The 19082-nt window shown below is 44.3% G+C and carries 19 protein-coding genes; 8 read left to right on the top strand and 11 right to left on the bottom strand.

The window, feature by feature from the left end:
• Window positions 1–109: 109 nt before the first annotated feature.
• From L4C35_RS02360 to L4C35_RS02350, 3 genes are all read right to left on the bottom strand, one after another.
• Window positions 110–370 carry a DUF5062 family protein gene (locus L4C35_RS02360; RefSeq protein WP_428461369.1) on the bottom strand — a complete coding sequence of 87 codons (261 nt, stop codon included), beginning with the start codon at window positions 368–370 and terminating at the stop codon, window positions 110–112.
• A gap of 168 nt (window positions 371–538) precedes the next feature.
• Window positions 539–1909 (bottom strand): MATE family efflux transporter, encoded by a 1371-nt coding sequence (locus L4C35_RS02355; protein ID WP_428461368.1) that lies wholly within the window; start codon window positions 1907–1909, stop codon window positions 539–541.
• Window positions 1910–2076: 167 nt separating this feature from the next.
• Window positions 2077–3903, bottom strand: a complete 1827-nt coding sequence (locus tag L4C35_RS02350; RefSeq protein WP_428461367.1) for a sensor domain-containing diguanylate cyclase — start codon at window positions 3901–3903, stop codon at window positions 2077–2079.
• 237 nt (window positions 3904–4140) lie between these two features.
• Between L4C35_RS02350 and L4C35_RS02345 the strand changes: the two genes are divergently transcribed.
• The gene (locus L4C35_RS02345) at window positions 4141–4749 is read left to right on the top strand and encodes a riboflavin synthase subunit alpha (RefSeq protein ID WP_428461554.1); all 609 of its coding nucleotides are present in this window, start codon (window positions 4141–4143) and stop codon (window positions 4747–4749) included.
• Window positions 4750–4878: 129 nt separating this feature from the next.
• Here the strand turns inward: L4C35_RS02345 and L4C35_RS02340 are convergent, their stop codons facing one another.
• The 8 genes from L4C35_RS02340 to hutC form a co-directional block, all read right to left on the bottom strand.
• Window positions 4879–5082 carry a CPXCG motif-containing cysteine-rich protein gene (locus L4C35_RS02340; protein WP_428461366.1) on the bottom strand — a complete coding sequence of 68 codons (204 nt, stop codon included), beginning with the start codon at window positions 5080–5082 and terminating at the stop codon, window positions 4879–4881.
• A 481-nt stretch (window positions 5083–5563) separates the two neighbouring features.
• A complete protein-coding gene (gene hxpB, locus L4C35_RS02335) occupies window positions 5564–6220 on the bottom strand; it encodes a hexitol phosphatase HxpB (protein ID WP_428461365.1) in 657 nt (218 codons plus the stop codon).
• An 86-nt stretch (window positions 6221–6306) separates the two neighbouring features.
• Window positions 6307–7173, bottom strand: coding sequence for a fructosamine kinase family protein (locus L4C35_RS02330; RefSeq protein ID WP_428461364.1), 867 nt, complete (start codon window positions 7171–7173; stop codon window positions 6307–6309).
• Between the two features lie 292 nt (window positions 7174–7465).
• Window positions 7466–9019: a histidine ammonia-lyase gene (gene hutH, locus L4C35_RS02325; protein ID WP_428461363.1), complete on the bottom strand. Its 1554-nt coding sequence runs from the start codon at window positions 9017–9019 to the stop codon at window positions 7466–7468.
• A 20-nt stretch (window positions 9020–9039) separates the two neighbouring features.
• Window positions 9040–10743: a urocanate hydratase gene (gene hutU / locus L4C35_RS02320; RefSeq protein ID WP_428461362.1), complete on the bottom strand. Its 1704-nt coding sequence runs from the start codon at window positions 10741–10743 to the stop codon at window positions 9040–9042.
• 145 nt (window positions 10744–10888) lie between these two features.
• Window positions 10889–11929, bottom strand: coding sequence for a formimidoylglutamase (gene hutG, locus L4C35_RS02315; protein WP_428461361.1), 1041 nt, complete (start codon window positions 11927–11929; stop codon window positions 10889–10891).
• Complete coding sequence (gene hutI / locus L4C35_RS02310; protein ID WP_428461360.1) at window positions 11919–13175, bottom strand: imidazolonepropionase; 1257 nt, start codon at window positions 13173–13175, stop codon at window positions 11919–11921. Before hutI ends, hutG begins: the two co-directional genes overlap by 11 nt.
• A gap of 254 nt (window positions 13176–13429) precedes the next feature.
• Complete coding sequence (gene hutC, locus L4C35_RS02305) at window positions 13430–14134, bottom strand: histidine utilization transcriptional repressor HutC (protein ID WP_428461359.1); 705 nt, start codon at window positions 14132–14134, stop codon at window positions 13430–13432.
• Between the two features lie 258 nt (window positions 14135–14392).
• Between hutC and L4C35_RS02300 the strand changes: the two genes are divergently transcribed.
• From L4C35_RS02300 to rplT, 7 genes are all read left to right on the top strand, one after another.
• Complete coding sequence (locus L4C35_RS02300) at window positions 14393–14788, top strand: carboxymuconolactone decarboxylase family protein (protein ID WP_428461358.1); 396 nt, start codon at window positions 14393–14395, stop codon at window positions 14786–14788.
• 75 nt (window positions 14789–14863) lie between these two features.
• On the top strand, window positions 14864–15262 hold the full coding sequence (locus tag L4C35_RS02295; RefSeq protein ID WP_428461357.1) for a VF530 family DNA-binding protein: 399 nt from the start codon (window positions 14864–14866) through the stop codon (window positions 15260–15262).
• Between the two features lie 69 nt (window positions 15263–15331).
• Window positions 15332–15634: a N(4)-acetylcytidine aminohydrolase gene (gene yqfB, locus L4C35_RS02290; protein WP_428461553.1), complete on the top strand. Its 303-nt coding sequence runs from the start codon at window positions 15332–15334 to the stop codon at window positions 15632–15634.
• A gap of 186 nt (window positions 15635–15820) precedes the next feature.
• Window positions 15821–17749, top strand: coding sequence for a threonine--tRNA ligase (thrS, locus tag L4C35_RS02285; RefSeq protein WP_428461356.1), 1929 nt, complete (start codon window positions 15821–15823; stop codon window positions 17747–17749).
• A gap of 3 nt (window positions 17750–17752) precedes the next feature.
• Window positions 17753–18304, top strand: a complete 552-nt coding sequence (gene infC, locus L4C35_RS02280; RefSeq protein ID WP_107302425.1) for a translation initiation factor IF-3 — start codon at window positions 17753–17755, stop codon at window positions 18302–18304.
• Between the two features lie 94 nt (window positions 18305–18398).
• On the top strand, window positions 18399–18593 hold the full coding sequence (gene rpmI / locus L4C35_RS02275; RefSeq protein WP_036832349.1) for a 50S ribosomal protein L35: 195 nt from the start codon (window positions 18399–18401) through the stop codon (window positions 18591–18593).
• 44 nt (window positions 18594–18637) lie between these two features.
• A complete protein-coding gene (gene rplT, locus L4C35_RS02270; protein ID WP_048897216.1) occupies window positions 18638–18991 on the top strand; it encodes a 50S ribosomal protein L20 in 354 nt (117 codons plus the stop codon).
• Window positions 18992–19082: the final 91 nt, after the last annotated feature.

The following is a 19082-nucleotide window of genomic DNA, read 5'->3' as shown; positions in this document are numbered from 1 at the left end:
ACATCTCGGTAAGTTGTCTATGACTTCAAGTATAAACTACGCACCATGAACTGCGGGTTAGTACGGTTCATGATGCGGTGCTATTTATTCTTCTAATGACGAGTTGGCACTATTTGAGTAATTCGTGATCGGGCGGTAAGAGGCGGGAGATCCAAAGGACCAATTTGTGCTTCATATTAACGCCGTCTTCTTGATCAACAGCGAGGGGAGTAATTTGTTTGTATTGCACTAATAAACGGTAAATACATTCAACTTTGTCAGTGGAAGATACATAACGTTCTAAATCGTTATAGCCTTGCTTTTTAGCAAATGCCATACCAAGTTCCAGTGCTTTCTTGAGTAGCTTTGCATCATTCTTGTTTTTCTTCATCTTTTTTCCCTGTCACGCCTTAACGTACTGTATTCAGAGTATCTGAAAATAAAGGGAATACCAATGATATCCTGGCAATCTGTTGATGATTTCTAAAAAGAAAAGAGCAAATAAACAAGGCGGCTATAAAGCCGCCTTAATCATCTTATTGCTCGAATAGAAACGAAGCTAGCGTGTTGCCATTTCGAGTTGATGTGCTTCAGGTTGACGTTGTAGCCAGCGTAAGCGAGTACCAAGCATGATGGCTGATGAGGTTAAGCCAAAGATAATACCGATCCAGAAGCCATGTGGCCCCATAGGCTCTGTGATGATATGTGTCATGCCTAGCGTGTAGCCAAGCGGTAAGCCAATTAGCCAGTAAGCAATAAAGGTACGTATAAAGATGGCGCGCATGTCTTTATAACCGCGTAGGGCACCTGCCGCGACGATTTGAATCGCATCGGTGCATTGATAGACAGCAGCGAGTAACAGCAATTGACTTGCAACCAGGATAACTTCGGCATTATCACTATAAATTGCAATGATTTGCTCGCGGAATGTCACGGTTAAGACGGCTGTTGATATCGCCATCACGAAGGCTGAGGCCAAACCACAGTAACTGCTGACTTTAGCGCCAAGTAGGTTTTCTTCACCGAGTTGATGACCCACTCGAATACTGACCGCAGCACCTAAGCTCATTGGTAGCATGAACACTAATGATGAAAAATTCATAGCGACCTGATGCGATGCCACCATGACAGCACCAAGAGGGGCTATCATGATTGCAACAACAGCAAACAGTGATATTTCAAAGAACATCGATGCCGCTACTGGGAAGCCCATTTTAAATAAACGAGCTAGGGCTGCAATGTTTAACTTATGCCATGTCTGGAATAGGTTCGCTTTTTGCAGGCGTTTATTGAGTTTGATGTAGACCAACATGGCGATAAACATCAGCCAGTAGACGATTGCTGTAGCGACGCCACAACCAACCCCACCAAGCGCAGGCGCCCCGAATTCACCGTTAACAAAAATCCAGTTGAGCGGAATGTTCGCGGCTAAGCCGATGAAGCCAATGATCATACCGGGAATGGTTAACGATAACCCTTCGGTAAAACTTTTGAGAGTTTGGAACATTAAAAAACCAGGTACGGCAAACATAACAGCAAACATGTAGCCATTGGTTTTTTCAGCCAGAACAGGTTCTACATCCATGTAATCAATTAAGCTACCTGCGTTATAAAGGATAAGCATGATTGGGATGGACACAAGCAAGGCTAAATAAAAGCCGTGTTGTACTTCAAAGGGAATGCGGTCTTTTTTTCCGGAACCATTAAGTTGCGCCACAATAGGCACCAGCGCAATGAGTAGGCCAACGCCAAACAAAATGGAGGGCAGCCAAATACTGGATGCGACAGAAACTGCGGCCATGTCAGTTGCGCTAACACTGCCAGCCATGACGGTATCGATAAATCCCATCGAGGTTTGTGCAACAGAGGCAAGCAATACGGGAATAGTTAATTTGAGTAAACGATGTGTTTCTCGTTTGTACTTGTGCATGGATATACCTGAATTCAAGTGCCATCTGGAGGATGCCAGAAAGCGTGTGCATTATAATCACTTCCGTGGTTATTTCACGTTTTTCCATTCGTGAAGAGGTGAAAAGAGCACATGAAAATTAGGCATTAAAGCAAGGCACTACCAAAGACAAAGCTCGTAATACTCTATTATGTATGGGCAGAAGTTTCAGGTAAAAAGATAACGCAGTCTTTGCCTGAAGCTTTTGCTTTTAATAGCATTCTGTCTGCTTCAGCATACACACTTTTTTTAGCTGGTGATGTACGAGCAACCCCAATACTGGTCGTAAATTTAATGGTATGATCATCAATAACGAGTGGGGTGTTTCTAACACAAGTTAATAGCTGTTGTGCATATCTTTGAATGTTAGGTGCGTCAGTGTCGGTGACATAAAGAGCAAACTCTTCACCACCAATTCGGCCAAATAATGCGTTAGCACCAAGGCAAGACTGGCATATAGCACAGAACTTTTGCAATACACTATCACCTACAAGGTGTCCGTAGGTGTCGTTAATCGCTTTGAAGCTATCGATATCAAGTATGAGCAGCCAACCTGCACTTTGTTGATTCTTTTGTTCAAAAAGCTGCCAAAAGTGACGACGGTTAGCCACTTGGGTTAATGGGTCGAAGTTTGCTAATTGTTGCAATTTACTGTTTGCATCTTCAAGCTCTGCCGTGCGCTCTAACACTTTACGTTCGAGTTCTTGATTATTGTAAGCCAATAAATTATTTAAACGGGTGGTTTCTTTTTGTTCTTCTTCTAACTGGCAAATAGTCACTTGTAGGTGCTCTGCCATGTTATCGAATGATCGAGAGAGATCACCAAGTTCATCTTCACGATCCAGTTGTGTTCTTGAGCTCCACTTTCCTAAGGTTATACGCTTTACCGTTGCTTGTAGCTGATTGATTGGTATTAGAATGTAGCGTGTGCCTTGTGAGCCAAAATACATGGCAATTATCATTAAAATGAGAGTGAATAATACTGCGTAGTATTTTGTAGTAATGAACTCACCAATAAAATCACAAATAGGGGAAACAAATAGGATTGTTAAGTAACGGTTTTCCCCCAGTTTATATTTCGTATGCGCTGTCATCCAATTCCCCCCTAAAATGGGGTATTCAGAGACGTTCATTGTATTTTTAGGTGGTGTGTCTTTGATATTATCCCAAATCACATTGAGAATAGGAGTTAGTGGCGTATCTAGCTCCATAAGGGCAGGGAAGCGTTTATCTGAACTGGCCACAATCGATCCTTGATCGTTGATCAATAGGATCCGACTGTTTGGGCTTAAAATATTCTTTTGGAGTTCATGCTCGAGCGTTGATAGCGTTAAATCGAGCCCCCATACACCAAGGAAATTGCCATGATCATCATATTGTGCGTTCGCAAGACTAACCCCTAATACATTGTCTATGGCACCAGGGTAAATATCGCTCCACACAGGCCCTTTCGAATGTAAAGCGCGTTGAAACCATTGGCGAGTACGAGGATCGAAATGGGCACTCGTGTTGATAACTTCAATGCCGATTCCAGCAGAATCTGTACTGTAGCTGGTTGTTGAACCTGCTTTGTCATGATCCGACTCAATTCGGACAAAATTCCCAAATTCATCGCGGCCAAGGGACAGCAAGCTGCCTTCCGCAGAAGCGAAATAGAAGTAGTCAATATTATTATGGTGAGCCAGTACATTTGCGAGGTGCTTTAGTAATTCATCACGTTGATTTACAGTTTGGGGTAATGATTGGTGCTCTGTTATTTGATGCTGGTAAACAAGATGCGCTTCATTAAAAAAATCATCGAGGTGGTTGGTGATGACTTGGTTGGATTGACGGAAAAACTGCTGAACACTCTTTTGTAGAATTTGCTCAGAGCTTGAATACCACATTATGCCAATTGGAACAGCCGTCAGTAAGACAAAAATAGAGAGGGTTAGTTGGATACGAAAGCCCAGATTTTTGGTGTTCAGCATCACCATGATAAAGATATCCAACTTGTAGTAATATAGCGGCTACATCATGAATTACACATAGTAGTCATTTCGGACGCAGCATAATATAACTGGTATAAATATTTCAAACTGTAATGTATGAATAATAGATAAATTTGCAAAAAAGCAAATTTACGCTGCTAATTTAGACGCTTTATCTTTACAGTAAGTATGGAATATCATGCAGTTTCTATTATCTTCTTAACAAATATTCCTGAGGAAAGTATGTTTACAGGTATTGTGCAAGGTACGGCATCGATTGTTGAAATCATCAAAAAAGAGCAGTTCCAAACTCATGTTGTGCGTTTAGATAAAGCCTGGCTGGAAGGTATTGAGCTAGGCGCATCTATTGCTCACAATGGCTGTTGCTTAACCGTGACCAAACGAGAAGGTGATTTGGTTTCTTTTGATTTAATGCAAGAAACGTTAAAGGTAACGAATTTAGGTCTATTAAACGAAGGTGATCGCGTAAATATCGAACGTGCGGCTAAATTTGGTGATGAAATTGGTGGCCATTCTATGTCTGGACACATCATGTGTATGGCGACTGTGTCTGAAATTCGCCAGTCCCCGAACAATTGCCAAGTGTGGTTCCGTATGCCGGCTGCACAAATGAAGTATGTATTTACCAAAGGTTACATTGGTATTGATGGCATTAGTTTAACCATAGGTGATGTGGTTGAAGACACTTTTAATGTGAACTTAATTCCTGAAACATTAGCGCGCACTAACCTTGCGTGGCGAGAAGTGGGTGACATGATTAACATTGAAGTCGATCCACAAACACAAGCTGTAGTGGATACTGTTGAGCGTGTACTGGCGAATAAAGCCTAATCGTCTATCTGTTGTAAAATACTATCAGCTCTCAAACACTCGCTGTTATTAAGATAAGCTACGCCCAAAGCACTCTCTTTGGGCGATATGCTATAAGCGCCAAGCATTGCTTACATATCAAAAAAGCGATTAGAAGATCTGCTCGTCGTCTGCATCAATAAAAAGATTGATGGTTTTGTGTTGCTCATCCACCTGCATGTTGAGATGAATGGCATGACAGCATGCAGGGCAATCATCATAAAATTCTTGGCTACCACCGCTGGTATCTAGCGTGATATGAATATGATGGCCACAGTGTGGGCAATTTGCTGATTGTTCAGAATACTGTTTCATTTATCGCTCCTCAATATGCCATGGCATATACAGCATAACCATCCGCTGCTTTTGCATTTTACTGTGTGTTTTTCTGCAACATTATGTAGCCTAAAAATTGTTATCCACCTTGTTTAAGAAAAGTTGCTGAAAACAACAAGAGAGAACGAATAACGTTTAGTGAAAGTTCGTCTGGCTATGCGAGTAGCAAGGCGATCTACTACTGTTACATCTATTATTTACCTGATGTTATTACTCTAGCTGGTGGCGATCCTTTCTGCCTAAAATTAACTATAAAGTTTGATTGATTGAGAATATTCGCAGCTTGCTCCGATGCGGGATCGCAAAAGTGAATTTTTTTTCTGGCATATCAATGGAAGATTAAAACTAGAAAATATAAAGAGGTGTTAGAAGTGAAACAAAGGAGAGTGTTGTAGGGGAAAGAAATTTGATCTTGGTGCAAGATGTTAAAACCTTGCACCAGACTGTGACGATTAAGTACTTACAGCATTGTTAATAATTGCTGATTTACTTCGTGAAGCGATGAAAGTTTATGATCCGCAATGGCCCAGCGTGGGTCTTCTGCGACAACATGTTCGGGTACAACAATGCCTTTCATGCGAGCAGCTTTGGCGGCAAGTACGCCATTGAGTGAATCTTCAAATGCAACACAGTATTCAGGGGCAACGTCTAGGGCGTCAGCGGCATTAATATACACTTCAGGGTGAGGCTTGCCAAAGCGTAGGTGCTCTGCTGAGACAATGACTTCAAATGTATCGTCTAACGCGAGTGCTTTTAAGGTGGTGGTGATAAGGCGCATCGGCGAAGAGGATGCAACCGCAAGCTTGAGGTTGAGTGCCTTACAGTGTGCAAGCGTTTCTAGTACGCCAGGCATCATAGGTTTATGTTCTGCCACTAATTCTTCTACGCGGGTGACTAATGTTGCTGTGACTTCTTCGCAGCTTGGGCCTTGCCAAGGTTGACGAGAGAACCAAAGCTCAACCACTTTATCGACGCGCAGCCCCTTTGTTTCTAAGGTGTCTTCTTGCCTGATTTTTACACCAAGATTTTGAAATACTTCTACTTGTGCTTGTTGCCAGAAGGGTTCTGAATCGACCAGTAGGCCATCCATATCGAATACAGCAGCTTGTAATTCCATTGTTTGGGTTCTTCGTTAGTCTAAATGAAACATCGCCTGTTTGTGTAAACAGGCGATGGGGTAGCAGTGAGAGTATGTAGACGAGATTAGTCAGTCAAGCCAAGCTTATTAATTATGTGCTCTGCTTGTAATAGATAATCACCACCAAACAGGTTGCAATGATTCAGCACATGATAAAGGTTGTATAAATCACGGCGTTCTTGATAACCGGCATCCAGTGGCCATACCGACGCATAGCCTTCGTAAAAGCTGTCTGGGAAACCGTTAAACAGTTCCGTCATCGCAATGTCACACTCCCGATCACCCCAATAAGCGGCAGGGTCAAAAATAATTGGCCCATTGACACTGAGTGCTGAGTTGCCGTGCCATAAATCGCCATGTAAGAGAGAAGGTTTTGGTTGATGCTGTACTAAGAGTTCAATCACGTTGCCTGTGATGGTGTCTATGTTACCAAACTTAATGCCTTTCTCTTCGCATAACTGTAATTGCCACGCAATACGTTGTTCAGCAAAGAAACGACACCATTTACGTCGCCATTTATTGGGCTGCGGCGTGAGTCCGATATAGTTATCCAGATCAAAACCATACTCGGCTTGCTCCCCCCACAAGTGGAGGTTGGCGAGTTCTTTGCCTAATACAAATGCTGCTTTATCATCAATTAATTTTGTTGGTAGGTAATTAAGAATAAGGAATGATTTGTCTCGACAGACGCCCATATGTATATATTTAGGGACATCTATGCTGTTTGATTCCGCTAACATGCGAAGGCTTTCAGCTTCTGTTTCAAAGATCGGCAGCAGGTCGCGATCATTCATTTTAACGAAGTAGCGTTCATCACCATCGCTAATGCAATAGCATTGGTTAATGTCACCAGCTTCGATCAGCTGATGTTCGCGAATCTTAAATGGTCGATCAAGTATTTCTGAAAGCTGGTGAGAAATTGCTTGCCACATAGCATCCTCCACGGCAAATCGATCAAGACAACAAAGGTGACACCCCTAATGGTGAACGGGAAAGTCATAAAGTACATCAACATCTTAGACTATTTATTGAACTGATAACCGTGCTTTTATCAAGGTTTTAGCCCTTCTTTTGATATTAAAGCATTTTTATTGATATGAGCTTTAATGATGAACTTTTGGCAAGTTACTGACTCGTAGTGATAATTACGCGTGTAAAGATGGCAGGAGGTGGTAAAGCCACCCCCTGTATAGGCGAAATTATTATGAATTATTTGTATGGATTTTATTTACACACGCTAGGCAATAACTGCGCTGGCATGAGTGCGTTGTATTGTGCTTCTAGCAGTAGGCTATTGGCTTTTTCTATATCTGGCGCAAAGTAGCGATCTTTATCGTAAAAGCTGACGCGCTCACGAAGAGCAGCTTTGGCTTCTTCTATACGAGGTGAACTTTTATGAGGATGACGGAAGTCTATCCCTTGGGCTGCGGCTAATAACTCAACGGCGAGAATACCACGTGTATTGGCTGCCATTTCATGTAAGCGACGGGCTGCAAATGTCGCCATAGAAACATGGTCTTCCTGATTGGCTGATGTGGGTAAGCTATCGACTGATGCTGGGTGCGCCAAGCTTTTATTTTCGCTCGCTAAAGCGGCTGACGTGACTTGTGCAATCATAAAGCCAGAGTTTACACCGCCGTTATTGACGAGAAACGGTGGTAATTTACTTAAGCCACTGTCGATCAGTAAGGCCATTCTGCGTTCAGACAAGCTGCCTATTTCTGCAATGGCAAGAGCGAGGTTATCCGCCGCCATCGCAACAGGCTCAGCATGGAAGTTACCGCCAGAGATGATGTCATCATCGTCGGCAAAGACTAAGGGATTATCAGAAACTGAGTTTGCTTCCACTTCCAGTACCGATGCTGAGTGGCGAATTTGTTGTAAGCACGCTCCCATAACTTGTGGCTGGCAACGCAGCGAGTAAGGATCTTGCACTTTTTCACACTGTTGGTGTGATTGGCCAATTTCGCTGGTGGTATCGAGTAGGTGGCGATAGGCCTGAGCGGCATCCATTTGAGTGCGGTGGCCACGTACACGGTGGATTCTTGGATCAAATGGACGACGGCTGCCTAATGCGGCTTCAACTGACATCGCGCCACACACGGTGGCGGATGCAAACAGATCTTCTGCTGCAAATAAGCCTTCTAACGCAAATGCTGTTGATGCTTGAGTGCCATTTAATAACGCTAAACCTTCTTTCGGCGCTAAGGTAATTGGTGCTAGCCCTGCATGTTCTAGTGCCGTTTTACCTGATACCACTTCGCCTTTGATTCTGGCTTCACCTTCACCTAATAAGACGGTACTCATGTGAGCGAGAGGGGCTAAATCGCCTGATGCACCCACTGATCCTTTTTTCGGGATACACGGGTAAATACCAGCATTAACCAGCTGTATTAGCGCATCGACTACAAGTGGACGAATACCTGAATAGCCACGCGCAAGGCTATTAATTTTTAACACCATCATCAGGCGAACAGTAGCGTCATCCATGAATTCGCCAATGCCTGCCGCGTGCGATAAGACAATACTGCGCTGAAGTGTTTCTAAATCTTCAACCGCAATTCGAGTATTGGCGAGTAAGCCAAACCCTGTATTGATGCCATAAACGGTTTTGTCTTCATCAATCACACGAGTGACGGCATCAACACTGGTGTTCATGTCAGGATAGGCGGATGCATGTAGTGATAAATGCACAGGGTGGCGATTCACTTCACGTAACTGACTTAGGCTAAGCTTGCCTGGCATTATTTCGAGTTTGTAGGTATCAATCTGCTGCATAGTGCTTTCCTTAGCCGTTATCATGAAGCTGAACTTGTGTTTGGGGTTAGCATAGGGAGATCTAACTGTTGTTCTTGTGCGCATTGTTTTGCAATGTCGTAACCCGCATCAGCATGGCGCATGACGCCTGTGGCGGGATCGTTATGTAGTACGCGTTTCACACGGGTTGCGGCGTCGTCGCTACCATCACAAACAATAACCATGCCTGAGTGTTGAGAGAAGCCCATACCAACACCGCCACCGTGATGAAGCGATACCCAAGTTGCGCCCGAAGCGGTATTCAGTAAGGCATTAAGTAATGGCCAATCGGATACAGCATCAGACCCGTCCATCATGCCTTCTGTTTCGCGGTTAGGACTGGCGACTGAACCAGAATCTAGGTGATCCCGCCCAATCACGATAGGCGCTTTTAGCTCACCATTTTTTACCATTTCATTAAATGCAGCGCCTAAGCGAGCACGGTCTTTTAAGCCGACCCAACAAATACGCGCAGGCAAGCCTTGGAATTGGATACGCTCGCGGGCCATGTCTAGCCAATTATGAAGCTGCGGATTATCTGGGATCAGCTCTTTGACTTTTTGATCTGTTTTATAAATATCTTCTGGGTCGCCAGATAGTGCAGCCCAGCGGAACGGGCCAACGCCTTCACAGAATAAAGGTCGAATATAGGCCGGTACAAACCCTGGGAAATCAAAGGCATTTTCTACGCCTTCTTCAAATGCCATTTGACGGATATTGTTACCGTAATCCACGGTTGCTGAGCCGTTAGCCTGTAAAGCCAGCATAGCTTTGACCTGAATCGCCATCGATTGTTTCGCGGCTTTGACTACTGCTGCTTCATCTTTTTGGCGCATCTGGACTGCATATTCTAAGCTCCAACCTTGAGGTAAATAGCCGTTCAGAGGATCGTGTGCTGACGTTTGGTCAGTGGTGGCATCGGGTGTGATATTGCGTTCAACTAGTTCGCTATACACATCCGCGGCATTACCCAATAAGCCAACAGAAACAGGTTTACCCGTTTGTTTTGATTCTTCAATAATCGCTAAGGCTTCATCTAAGTTGGTTGCTTTACAATCGACATAACCTGTACGTAGGCGGTAATCAATGCGGCTTTCATCACATTCAACTGCAAGCATCGAGAAACCAGCCATGGTAGCAGCTAGTGGTTGTGCGCCACCCATACCGCCTAAGCCACCTGTTAAGATCCAGCGACCATTGGCTGTTCCGTCAAAATGTTGTTTTGCCATTGCAACGAAGGTTTCGTAGGTGCCTTGGACGATCCCTTGTGATCCAATGTAGATCCAACTGCCCGCAGTCATTTGACCGTACATCATCAAACCTTGCTTATCGAGCTCGTTAAAGTGCTCCCAATTTGCCCAGTGTGGCACTAGGTTGGAATTGGCGATGAGGACTCGCGGTGCATCTTTATGGGTTTGGAACACACCAACAGGTTTGCCTGACTGCACCAAAAGCGTTTCGTTGTCTTCTAGGCGCTGCAAGACTTCTACAATTTTGTCGTAACATTCCCAGTTGCGGGCTGCACGACCGATCCCACCATACACAACTAACGCATGAGGATGTTCAGCAACATCAGGATGAAGGTTGTTCATCAGCATCCTTAATGGGGCTTCAGTTAACCATGATTTAGCAGTAAGCGATGTGCCTGTCGGGGCGCTAATGGTTCGGCTTGCATCTAAACGTGCTGTTGCAGAGTGGTGCGTCATCTTGCTCTCCTTGCGGTATCTGCCCATTCAGAATGCTGTTTTCTTTGGGCATTGACGGTGTATGGTTAGTTTCAAGTTAGTGTTGATCTCTTAATGAGTTTGTATGGTTCAACGAATCGATAATGCTCAGTGGATCGTTCGATTATTAGCGGATCGATTGCGCAATCAGCCATGTTAGCCTTGCCGCTAGCCGTGCTGTTTGGCTATCGATATCAAAGCGAGGGTTTAGCTCGGCAATATCTGCGACAACTAGCTTATTCTCGCGTTGCACATTTTTTGCGCTAAAGATGGGGTGCAATAACGCCTCAAAAATATCGAGAGGGATACCACGAGCTGCTGGTGCGCTAACACCTGGTGCGATAGCGGCAGGGAAGGCGTCCATATCAATGGTGAGGTATAAGTAATCACACTCAGCAACAAAGCCCTTTAATGTTTCGATAGCTTGGTTAAGTTGCGAATAGATCAGGGCGTGATCTTCTATATAGGTCACACCAAGAGCATCGGCTTTATCAAATAGTGCTTGGGTATTACTGGCGCGATTAACGCCAATGCAGGCGTAATGAAACGGCCAGCCTTGTAGTTCGCAAAAGCGAGCAGCTTGATGAAATGGTGTGCCAGAGCTACCAAGATTGCCACCTAAGGCTGTCGGTAGACTTCTTAAATCGAAATGGGCATCAAAATTGATAATACCAATCCGCGGCGCGTGCGGTGGCGGAAAATCAGATGATGATATTTCATGTTGCTGAGTTTGTTTTTGTTGGATGTAGCGGCCTAACCCCTGAAATGTCCCCCAAGCAACTTCGTGCCCTCCACCAAAAACAATCACTTTGTGTTTTTGGCGCAGGGCTTGTGATACATCGTTGGCTAACCGTAGCTGAGCTTGTTCAAGGTTGCCGTCATCACAGTGAATGTCACCACCATCATAAATAGGCTCTTTGTGGTGCCAAGCAAGGTTTGCGAGGGCTTTGCGAATAACGACAGGGGCATCATAAGCGCCTGTCCTGCCTTTATTACGGCTGACACCTTCGTCACAAGCAAACCCCAATAACATGATGCCTTCATCGTTGGCATTGTCGGCTGGCTGCACTTGATGGTGCCAACGTAAACCACGATCGCCATCTTCAGGATCATTGCGGCCTTGCCATGGGGTCATGTCTATTACTGCGCTGCGTATATCAATCGGCATAAAAGAGCTCTCCATCAACAACACGGGCGAGTAAATCTGGCACCCCAATGCGATACGATAATTCGGCAGGGTGTTCTAACTGCCATATTGCCAGATCGGCATCCATTCCAACCCGTACTTGCCCGCGGCTTTCGCCTAACCCTAAGGCTTGAGCGGCATGACAGGTTACACCGCGCAGGCTTTCTTCTGGTGTAAGTCTAAAGAGGGTGCATGCGAGATTCATCATCATGCGCATTGAAGCGATTGGTGAAGTACCAGGGTTAAAATCACTGGCTATTGCCATCGGTACATTGGCGTTGCGAAGTGCTTCAATAGGTGGAAACTGGGTTTCGCGAAGAAAATAGAAAGCGCCAGGCAATAAAGTCGCAACAGTACCATGCTGTTGTAGGGCATTAACGCCAGTGTTATCAAGGTATTCAATATGATCAACAGACGTTGCCCCCAGGGATGCCGCAAGTTGACTGCCACCTTGGTTAGACAGTTGCTCGGTGTGACCTTTTATGTTCAAACCGTGTTCAATCGCAGCGCGGTACACACGTTCACATTGTTGATTACTAAAGCCAATGTTCTCACAGAAAACATCAACGGCATCAGCCAGCTTCTCTGCGGCGACAACAGGGATGATGTCATTGCAGATGTGATCAATATAGTCATCGGCACGATCTTGGTATTCAGGCGGGAGAGCATGCGCTGCTAGTAAAGTGCTAGTGACTTTAATATCTTCAAGGCGGCCAATAGCTTTTGCGACGTGTAACATCTTAATTTCGTCTTCTAGGGTAAGACCATAGCCAGATTTAATTTCAATGCTTGTTACGCCGTCACGTTTCAATCCTTCCAAACGCTCAATGGCCAATTCGTATAGCTCATCCTCACTTGCTGCACGCGTCGCTTTTACTGTGGCAAGAATACCGCCACCAGTTTTTGCTATGGTCTCGTAAGGCACACCCTGTAAGCGTTGCTCAAACTCATTGGCACGGTTGCCTGCAAATATAAGGTGAGTGTGGCAGTCGATAATTCCGGGCGTGACTAACGCTTGCTGACAATCAATAACATCAGGATGACCATGAAGATCCGCTTGATCCGATGAGCCAACAAAACTGATTTTGCCATTAGTTATACCGATCACTGCATTCTCGATAACTTGGTAGCCGTTGTTACAATCGCTGCTGTCGTTAGTATGACTAGCGGACGGACTTGCTGCTGGCTGCATGGTGACAAGGTTCAAATTGGTAAGAACACGATCCATGATGGTCTCTAATTGTTATTAATGTATATACAAATAAATAGACAATTTTACCTCTGAACTCAAGATAAGTTGTAAAAGAAATGTGATCATTATGGCGAGATAAGAGCGAGTTAAGCTGGTTTTGTGAGCAGGATCGGTAGGATATACACAGCGACAAGTGTGTTTGTGGTTTTTACTTTTTGTTGATATTGACGCAGTTAGCAGAGAAGAAGATGAAAGCGAGGTGTATCCTCGCTCTCTTATTGAAATTGGTATTACACGGCGTTGCGCGAACTTAATTTATATTTGTCCCCAGGGTGATAAAGCAAGGCGGTACTGATAAGGTTTTTATTGCTCCAAGTTCGTCGATTAAGTAATAGGCACGGCGTCGAGTTGGGCATGTTCAACAATGTTGAGATGCGCTTCGGCGGTAAAATGGCTTCAACAGTATGCTCTATATCGCTAAGCGGGCATGTTTGCACAAGATATTCGTTAGGCGTTTGCTGCGTAAAGTCTTGATCTAAATACTCAGGTGCATAATCAGGGTTTACCCAGCGCTCCTCAAGTTGAATAGGGGCATCATCTTGAAAATGCACAATTTGTGTAAAAAAGAGTGCTGTACCATGCCTGACGCCTAATAGTAATGCCGTATCGTCTGTTGCTGATACTTTCTGCTGACTGATGACCTGACTTGAATATTGGTGACCTCGCTCGGTCACTTCAGTCGCTATGTTACTGATGGTCATTAGCGGTGATTCAGCTTTTTTATGACAGACAAAAGTACCGCGCCGTGGCGTGCGTTGCAGTAAGCCTTCGGTAACCAACTCTTTAACTGCTTTATTGGCCGTCATTCGGCTGACACTGAATTGCTCAGACAAGGCAACCTCTGTTGGGATCTTATAGCCCGGCATCCACTGCCGACTCAGGATATGATCTTTTAAATATTGCTTGATTGCTAAGTAGCGAGGAGATTGGCTCATTGCTGTATTCCATATTTGCCTATACAAATAAAAGCAACTTTTGATTGGTATTGCAAGTTTAGCGAGTGAGGCTTGAGTGGGGTTGTTCGATATTTGTGCTTGATCGCAATATTGCAGGTAATGCCTCTGGGTTAATTAAGACGGCGTGATGACAAAATAGTCCACTATCTGTACTAAAAGTAGGTTATTACGTGATAGGTAGTGATAGCAAATAGTGCTATTTTATACCTTTAAAATCAGATGAATAGGATATAAGCCATGACGAGTAGATACGAATCAGGTTTGGCAAAGATGAATGAACTAGCGCCCGGAGCTGCAGATAGCATGATGGACACTTTTCGCGATGTGTGCCCTGATTTAGCTAAGTACACCGTTGAATATCCATTTGGTGATGTTTTACAACGTGATGTTTTACAACGTGATGGTTTAGATTTTCGTACACGAGAGTTGGCCACTATCGCAGCACTAACGGCAATGGGAAACTGTCAGCCACAACTCAAGGGGCATATTAGTGGTGCGTTAAATGTCGGTTGTACCCAGAGGGAAATTACTGAAGTGATTTTGCAAATGTCAGTTTATGCAGGATTTCCTGCCGCGATTAATGGCATGACAGCTGCCAAAGAGGTGTTCGACGCTTTGGTTGACAAGGCTTAAGAGTAAAACCGTATATAGTGAATACTATACTATTGTGCGATGATGACGCCTTACCTGGCTTTTTTAGGAATAACAATGTTAGAAGAACAGCAAAACAATCCACTTCACGGCCTTAAATTAGAAACCTTACTGACTGAGTTAGTGGATTTCTATGGTTGGGAGATTCTAGCAACAGCAATGCGTTTTCATTGCTTTACCACCAATCCTTCAATCGCTAGCTGCGTTAAGTATTTTCGTAAAACAGAGTGGGCGAGAGAAAAGCTAGAAAGTTTCTACTTATCTCGCTTCAAGCGTATGCCTCGTGCAACGGATGAAGAATACGCCTTACCGCCACGTAAGCGTACGTTTAAAAGCGGCATTGTACCGCGTGAGCCTATGGTGCTAACGGTTGAGTCAATTGAGCTGTCACAAGCTAAAGCAGCTTCTGCTTATAAAGACCGTTCATCACGCCGTCCACACCCACGTCGCCGCTAATTAAATGGCTTATGTGCCTCTATATTGGCCTTATAGTAAGGAAGTACCGTGAATAGTGTTCCAACAGAAATGACCTTCTTCGAACGTTTCGAAGCGGATATTTTGGCAAAAAAGAAAACGATCACTATTCGTGATGAGTCTGAAAGCCATTACCAGGCTGGGTCAGTCGTAGACGTATCTACATACGAAGAGGGGCGTTGGTTCTGTAAATTAAAAATTGAAGCGGTAACGCCTGTTTTGTTTTCCGAGCTGACAGACTTCCATGCTCAGCAAGAAAATATGACACTGCCTGAACTAAAGTCGGTTATCCAAGATATTTACCCTAACATAGAGTCACTCTATGTAGTTACATATCAACTCGTTGAAGCGTGATTATAGACAGAGGCTTTGCATTCGCTAACGCGCCTCTGCTATCATCGCGATCGCTTTGTTTCACTATATCGCTCTGTATTGCGGGGTTGGTGGAGCAAAAGCTTCTTATTTACTCATAAAAGCTTTCAAAGGCTTTACAACTGACATGTGCTACTTGGTGTGTGGCACCACTGTAAGGAATATTCAATGCCTGTAATTACTCTTCCTGACGGCAGTCAACGTCAATTCGACAACGCTGTATCAACAATGGACGTAGCACTTTCAATCGGCCCAGGTCTTGCTAAAGCATGTATCGCTGGTCGTGTTGACGGTGAACGTGTTGATGCTTGTGATCTGATTGAGAAAGATGCTGCTTTAGAAATCATCACAGCAAAAGACGAAGATGGTCTAGAGATCATTCGTCACTCTTGTGCTCACCTTTTAGGCCATGCGATTAAGCAACTTTATCCTGAAGCAAAAATGGCGATCGGTCCAACGATCGACAACGGCTTCTACTATGATATCGATCTTGAGCAATCGCTAACACAAGATGATGTTGATGCAATTGAAAAGCGCATGATTCAACTTGCGAAAACTAAGTACCAAGTCGTTAAGAAAAAAGTGAGCTGGCAGGAAGCTCGTGATACGTTTGAATCACGTGGCGAAACCTACAAAATGGAAATCCTAGACGAGAACGTATCACGCGATGATCGTCCTGGCCTTTACCATCACGAAGAATACATCGACATGTGTCGCGGTCCACACGTACCTAACATGAGCTTCTGTCAGCACTTTAAACTGCTGAGCGTAGCAGGTGCATACTGGCGTGGTAACAGCGACAACAAGATGCTGCAACGTATCTACGGTACAGCTTTCCAAGACAAGAAATTGCTTAAAGCACACCTTACGCGTCTAGAAGAAGCCGCGAAGCGTGATCACCGTAAAATCGGTAAGCAACTTGATCTGTTCCACATGCAGCAAGAAGCACCGGGTATGGTGTTCTGGCACCACAACGGTTGGACTATCTTCCGTGAGCTAGAAGTATTTGTTCGTGAAAAACTAACAGAGTACGATTATCAAGAAGTAAAAGGCCCATTAATGATGGACCGTGTACTTTGGGAACGCTCTGGTCACTGGGATAAATACGCTGAAGCGATGTTCACGACGAATTCTGAGAACCGTGAATACGCGATCAAGCCAATGAACTGCCCAGGTCACGTACAAATCTTCAACCAAGGTCTGAAGTCTTACCGTGATCTGCCATTACGTATGGCTGAGTTTGGTTCTTGTCACCGTAACGAGCCATCAGGTGCTCTTCACGGTATCATGCGTGTTCGTGGCTTTACGCAAGATGATGCGCATGTTTTCTGTACAGAAAGCCAAGTGCAACAAGAAGTTACATCTTGCATCAAAATGGTGTACGATACATACCAGACATTTGGGTTTAACAACATCGTTGTTAAACTATCTACGCGTCCTGAAAAACGTGTAGGCTCTGATGAAATGTGGGATAAAGCTGAGGCTGACCTAACATTTGCTCTAGAATCAATGGGCATTGCTTATGAGATTCAAGAGGGCGAAGGTGCATTCTACGGTCCTAAGATCGAATTCACACTTCACGATTGTTTAGATCGTGCATGGCAGTGTGGTACAGTACAGCTAGATTTTGCATTACCAGAGCGCTTAGGTGCAACATACGTGGGTGAAGACAACGAACGTCATACTCCTGTTATGATTCACCGTGCAATTCTTGGTTCACTAGAGCGTTTCATCGGTATTCTTATCGAAGATTATGCGGGCTTCTTCCCAACATGGTTGGCGCCTCAGCAAGCTGTAGTGATGAATATTACTGATAGTCAGTCAGAATATGCTCAAGAAATTGTAAAAAAACTGCAGAAATGTGGAATTAGAGTCAATGCGGACTTGAGAAATGAGAAGATTGGCTTTAAAATCCGCGAACATACTTTGAAGCGAGTGCCTTACATGCTTGTTTGCGGCGACAAAGAAGTCGAAGCAGGCGAAGTGGCAGTTAGAACTCGCAAGGGTAAAGATTTGGGTAAAATGAAGATTGATGACCTTGTTGCATTCTTGCAGCAAGAGATTAGCAGTCGTACGCTTAATGTTTTGGAGGACTAAGGTATTAAAGGCGGAAGAAGAACTCAAGCACCAGTTAAACAAAATGCGCACCGTCTAAACGGTGAAATTCGCGGTGTTAACGAAGTGCGTCTAACGGGAATTGATGGTGAATCAATTGGTGTTGTTTCATTTGATGAAGCGACTCGTATTGCTAATGAAGCCGGTGTGGATTTAGTTGAAATCAGCCCGAATGCCGAGCCACCTGTTTGTCGTGTGATGGACTATGGCAAGTACCTGTTCGAAAAGGCGAAGGCTGCTAAAGAGCAAAAGAAAAAGCAGAAACAAATCCAGATCAAGGAAGTTAAATTCCGACCTGGTACAGACGAAGGCGATTATCAGGTAAAACTACGCAACCTGACTCGCTTTTTAGAAGAGGGCAACAAGGGTAAAGTCACACTACGTTTCCGTGGTCGTGAAATGGCCCATCAGAATCTTGGTATCGAGCTTCTAAATCGTATTAAGGCAGAACTAGAAGACCTAGCGGTCTGCGAAAGCTTCCCTAATCGAGTAGAAGGTCGTCAAATGACGATGATGCTTGCCCCTAAGAAGAAGTAATTACGGCATTAAAGTAGCTAAAAGCGCTGCTTAGGCAGCGCTTTTGTTCGCCTGATTACTAGATTATTAACTATCAACAATGCGGAGTCTCATCATGCCTAAGATGAAATCCAACAAAGGTGCTGCTAAGCGTTTCAAGAAAACTGCTGGTGGTTTCAAGTTTAAGCACGCTACAAAACGTCACATCCTGACTAAACGTACTACTAAGAACAAACGTCAGCTTCGTCCAAACGCTATCCTTCCTAAGTGTGAAGTGGCAGCTGTTGCACGTATGCTTCCGTTCGCTTAATCGTTTTTAGTTTTATTTTTTAATATTTTAGTTAGGAGTCTCCTATGCCTCGCGTAAAACGTGGTGTACAAGCGCGTGCACGTCACAAGAAAGTTCTTAAACAAGCTAAAGGTTACTACGGTGCACGTTCACGTGTTTACCGCGTAGCTTTCCAAGCTGTTACTAAAGCAGGTCAATACGCTTACCGTGACCGTCGCAACAAGAAACGTACTTTCCGTCAACTTTGGATTGCACGTATCAACGCTGCTGCTCGTCAAAATGGCATGTCTTACAGCCGTCTAATCAACGGTCTTAAGAAAGCGTCTATCGAAATCGATCGTAAGATCCTTGCTGATATCGCAGTATTCGACAAAGCTACTTTCACAGTACTAGTTGAAAAAGCGAAAGCTGCACTGTAATTTCAGTCCAGTTTGATTTGAAAAGGAGAGCTTAGGCTCTCCTTTTTTTATGCTTAGAAAACCCTTGGATACAAAAGATAGCCTCTCCATT

The sequence above is a fragment of the Photobacterium kagoshimensis genome, assembly GCF_050337045.1.
GTDB classification, from domain to species: Bacteria; Pseudomonadota; Gammaproteobacteria; order Enterobacterales; family Vibrionaceae; genus Photobacterium; species Photobacterium kagoshimensis.
This window is presented reverse-complemented; position numbering and strand designations above follow the sequence as displayed.

Bases quoted from the DNA above. Each gene is read 5' to 3' on its own strand.
- hutC (WP_428461359.1), bottom strand. From the start codon at position 14,134: ATGAGCCAATCTCCTCGCTACTTAGCAATCAAGCAATATTTAAAAGAT.
- hutU (WP_428461362.1), bottom strand. From the start codon at position 10,743: ATGACGCACCACTCTGCAACAGCACGTTTAGATGCAAGCCGAACCATT.
- hutI (WP_428461360.1), bottom strand. From the start codon at position 13,175: ATGGATCGTGTTCTTACCAATTTGAACCTTGTCACCATGCAGCCAGCA.
- L4C35_RS02350 (WP_428461367.1), bottom strand. From the start codon at position 3,903: ATGGTGATGCTGAACACCAAAAATCTGGGCTTTCGTATCCAACTAACC.
- L4C35_RS02330 (WP_428461364.1), bottom strand. From the start codon at position 7,173: ATGTGGCAAGCAATTTCTCACCAGCTTTCAGAAATACTTGATCGACCA.
- L4C35_RS02355 (WP_428461368.1), bottom strand. From the start codon at position 1,909: ATGCACAAGTACAAACGAGAAACACATCGTTTACTCAAATTAACTATT.
- L4C35_RS02360 (WP_428461369.1), bottom strand. From the start codon at position 370: ATGAAGAAAAACAAGAATGATGCAAAGCTACTCAAGAAAGCACTGGAA.
- L4C35_RS02340 (WP_428461366.1), bottom strand. From the start codon at position 5,082: ATGAAACAGTATTCTGAACAATCAGCAAATTGCCCACACTGTGGCCAT.
- hutG (WP_428461361.1), bottom strand. From the start codon at position 11,929: ATGCCGATTGATATACGCAGCGCAGTAATAGACATGACCCCATGGCAA.
- rpmI (WP_036832349.1), top strand. From the start codon at position 18,399: ATGCCTAAGATGAAATCCAACAAAGGTGCTGCTAAGCGTTTCAAGAAA.
- thrS (WP_428461356.1), top strand. From the start codon at position 15,821: ATGCCTGTAATTACTCTTCCTGACGGCAGTCAACGTCAATTCGACAAC.
- hxpB (WP_428461365.1), bottom strand. From the start codon at position 6,220: ATGGAATTACAAGCTGCTGTATTCGATATGGATGGCCTACTGGTCGAT.
- L4C35_RS02295 (WP_428461357.1), top strand. From the start codon at position 14,864: ATGTTAGAAGAACAGCAAAACAATCCACTTCACGGCCTTAAATTAGAA.
- rplT (WP_048897216.1), top strand. From the start codon at position 18,638: ATGCCTCGCGTAAAACGTGGTGTACAAGCGCGTGCACGTCACAAGAAA.
- yqfB (WP_428461553.1), top strand. From the start codon at position 15,332: ATGACCTTCTTCGAACGTTTCGAAGCGGATATTTTGGCAAAAAAGAAA.
- L4C35_RS02345 (WP_428461554.1), top strand. From the start codon at position 4,141: ATGTTTACAGGTATTGTGCAAGGTACGGCATCGATTGTTGAAATCATC.
- hutH (WP_428461363.1), bottom strand. From the start codon at position 9,019: ATGCAGCAGATTGATACCTACAAACTCGAAATAATGCCAGGCAAGCTT.
- L4C35_RS02300 (WP_428461358.1), top strand. From the start codon at position 14,393: ATGACGAGTAGATACGAATCAGGTTTGGCAAAGATGAATGAACTAGCG.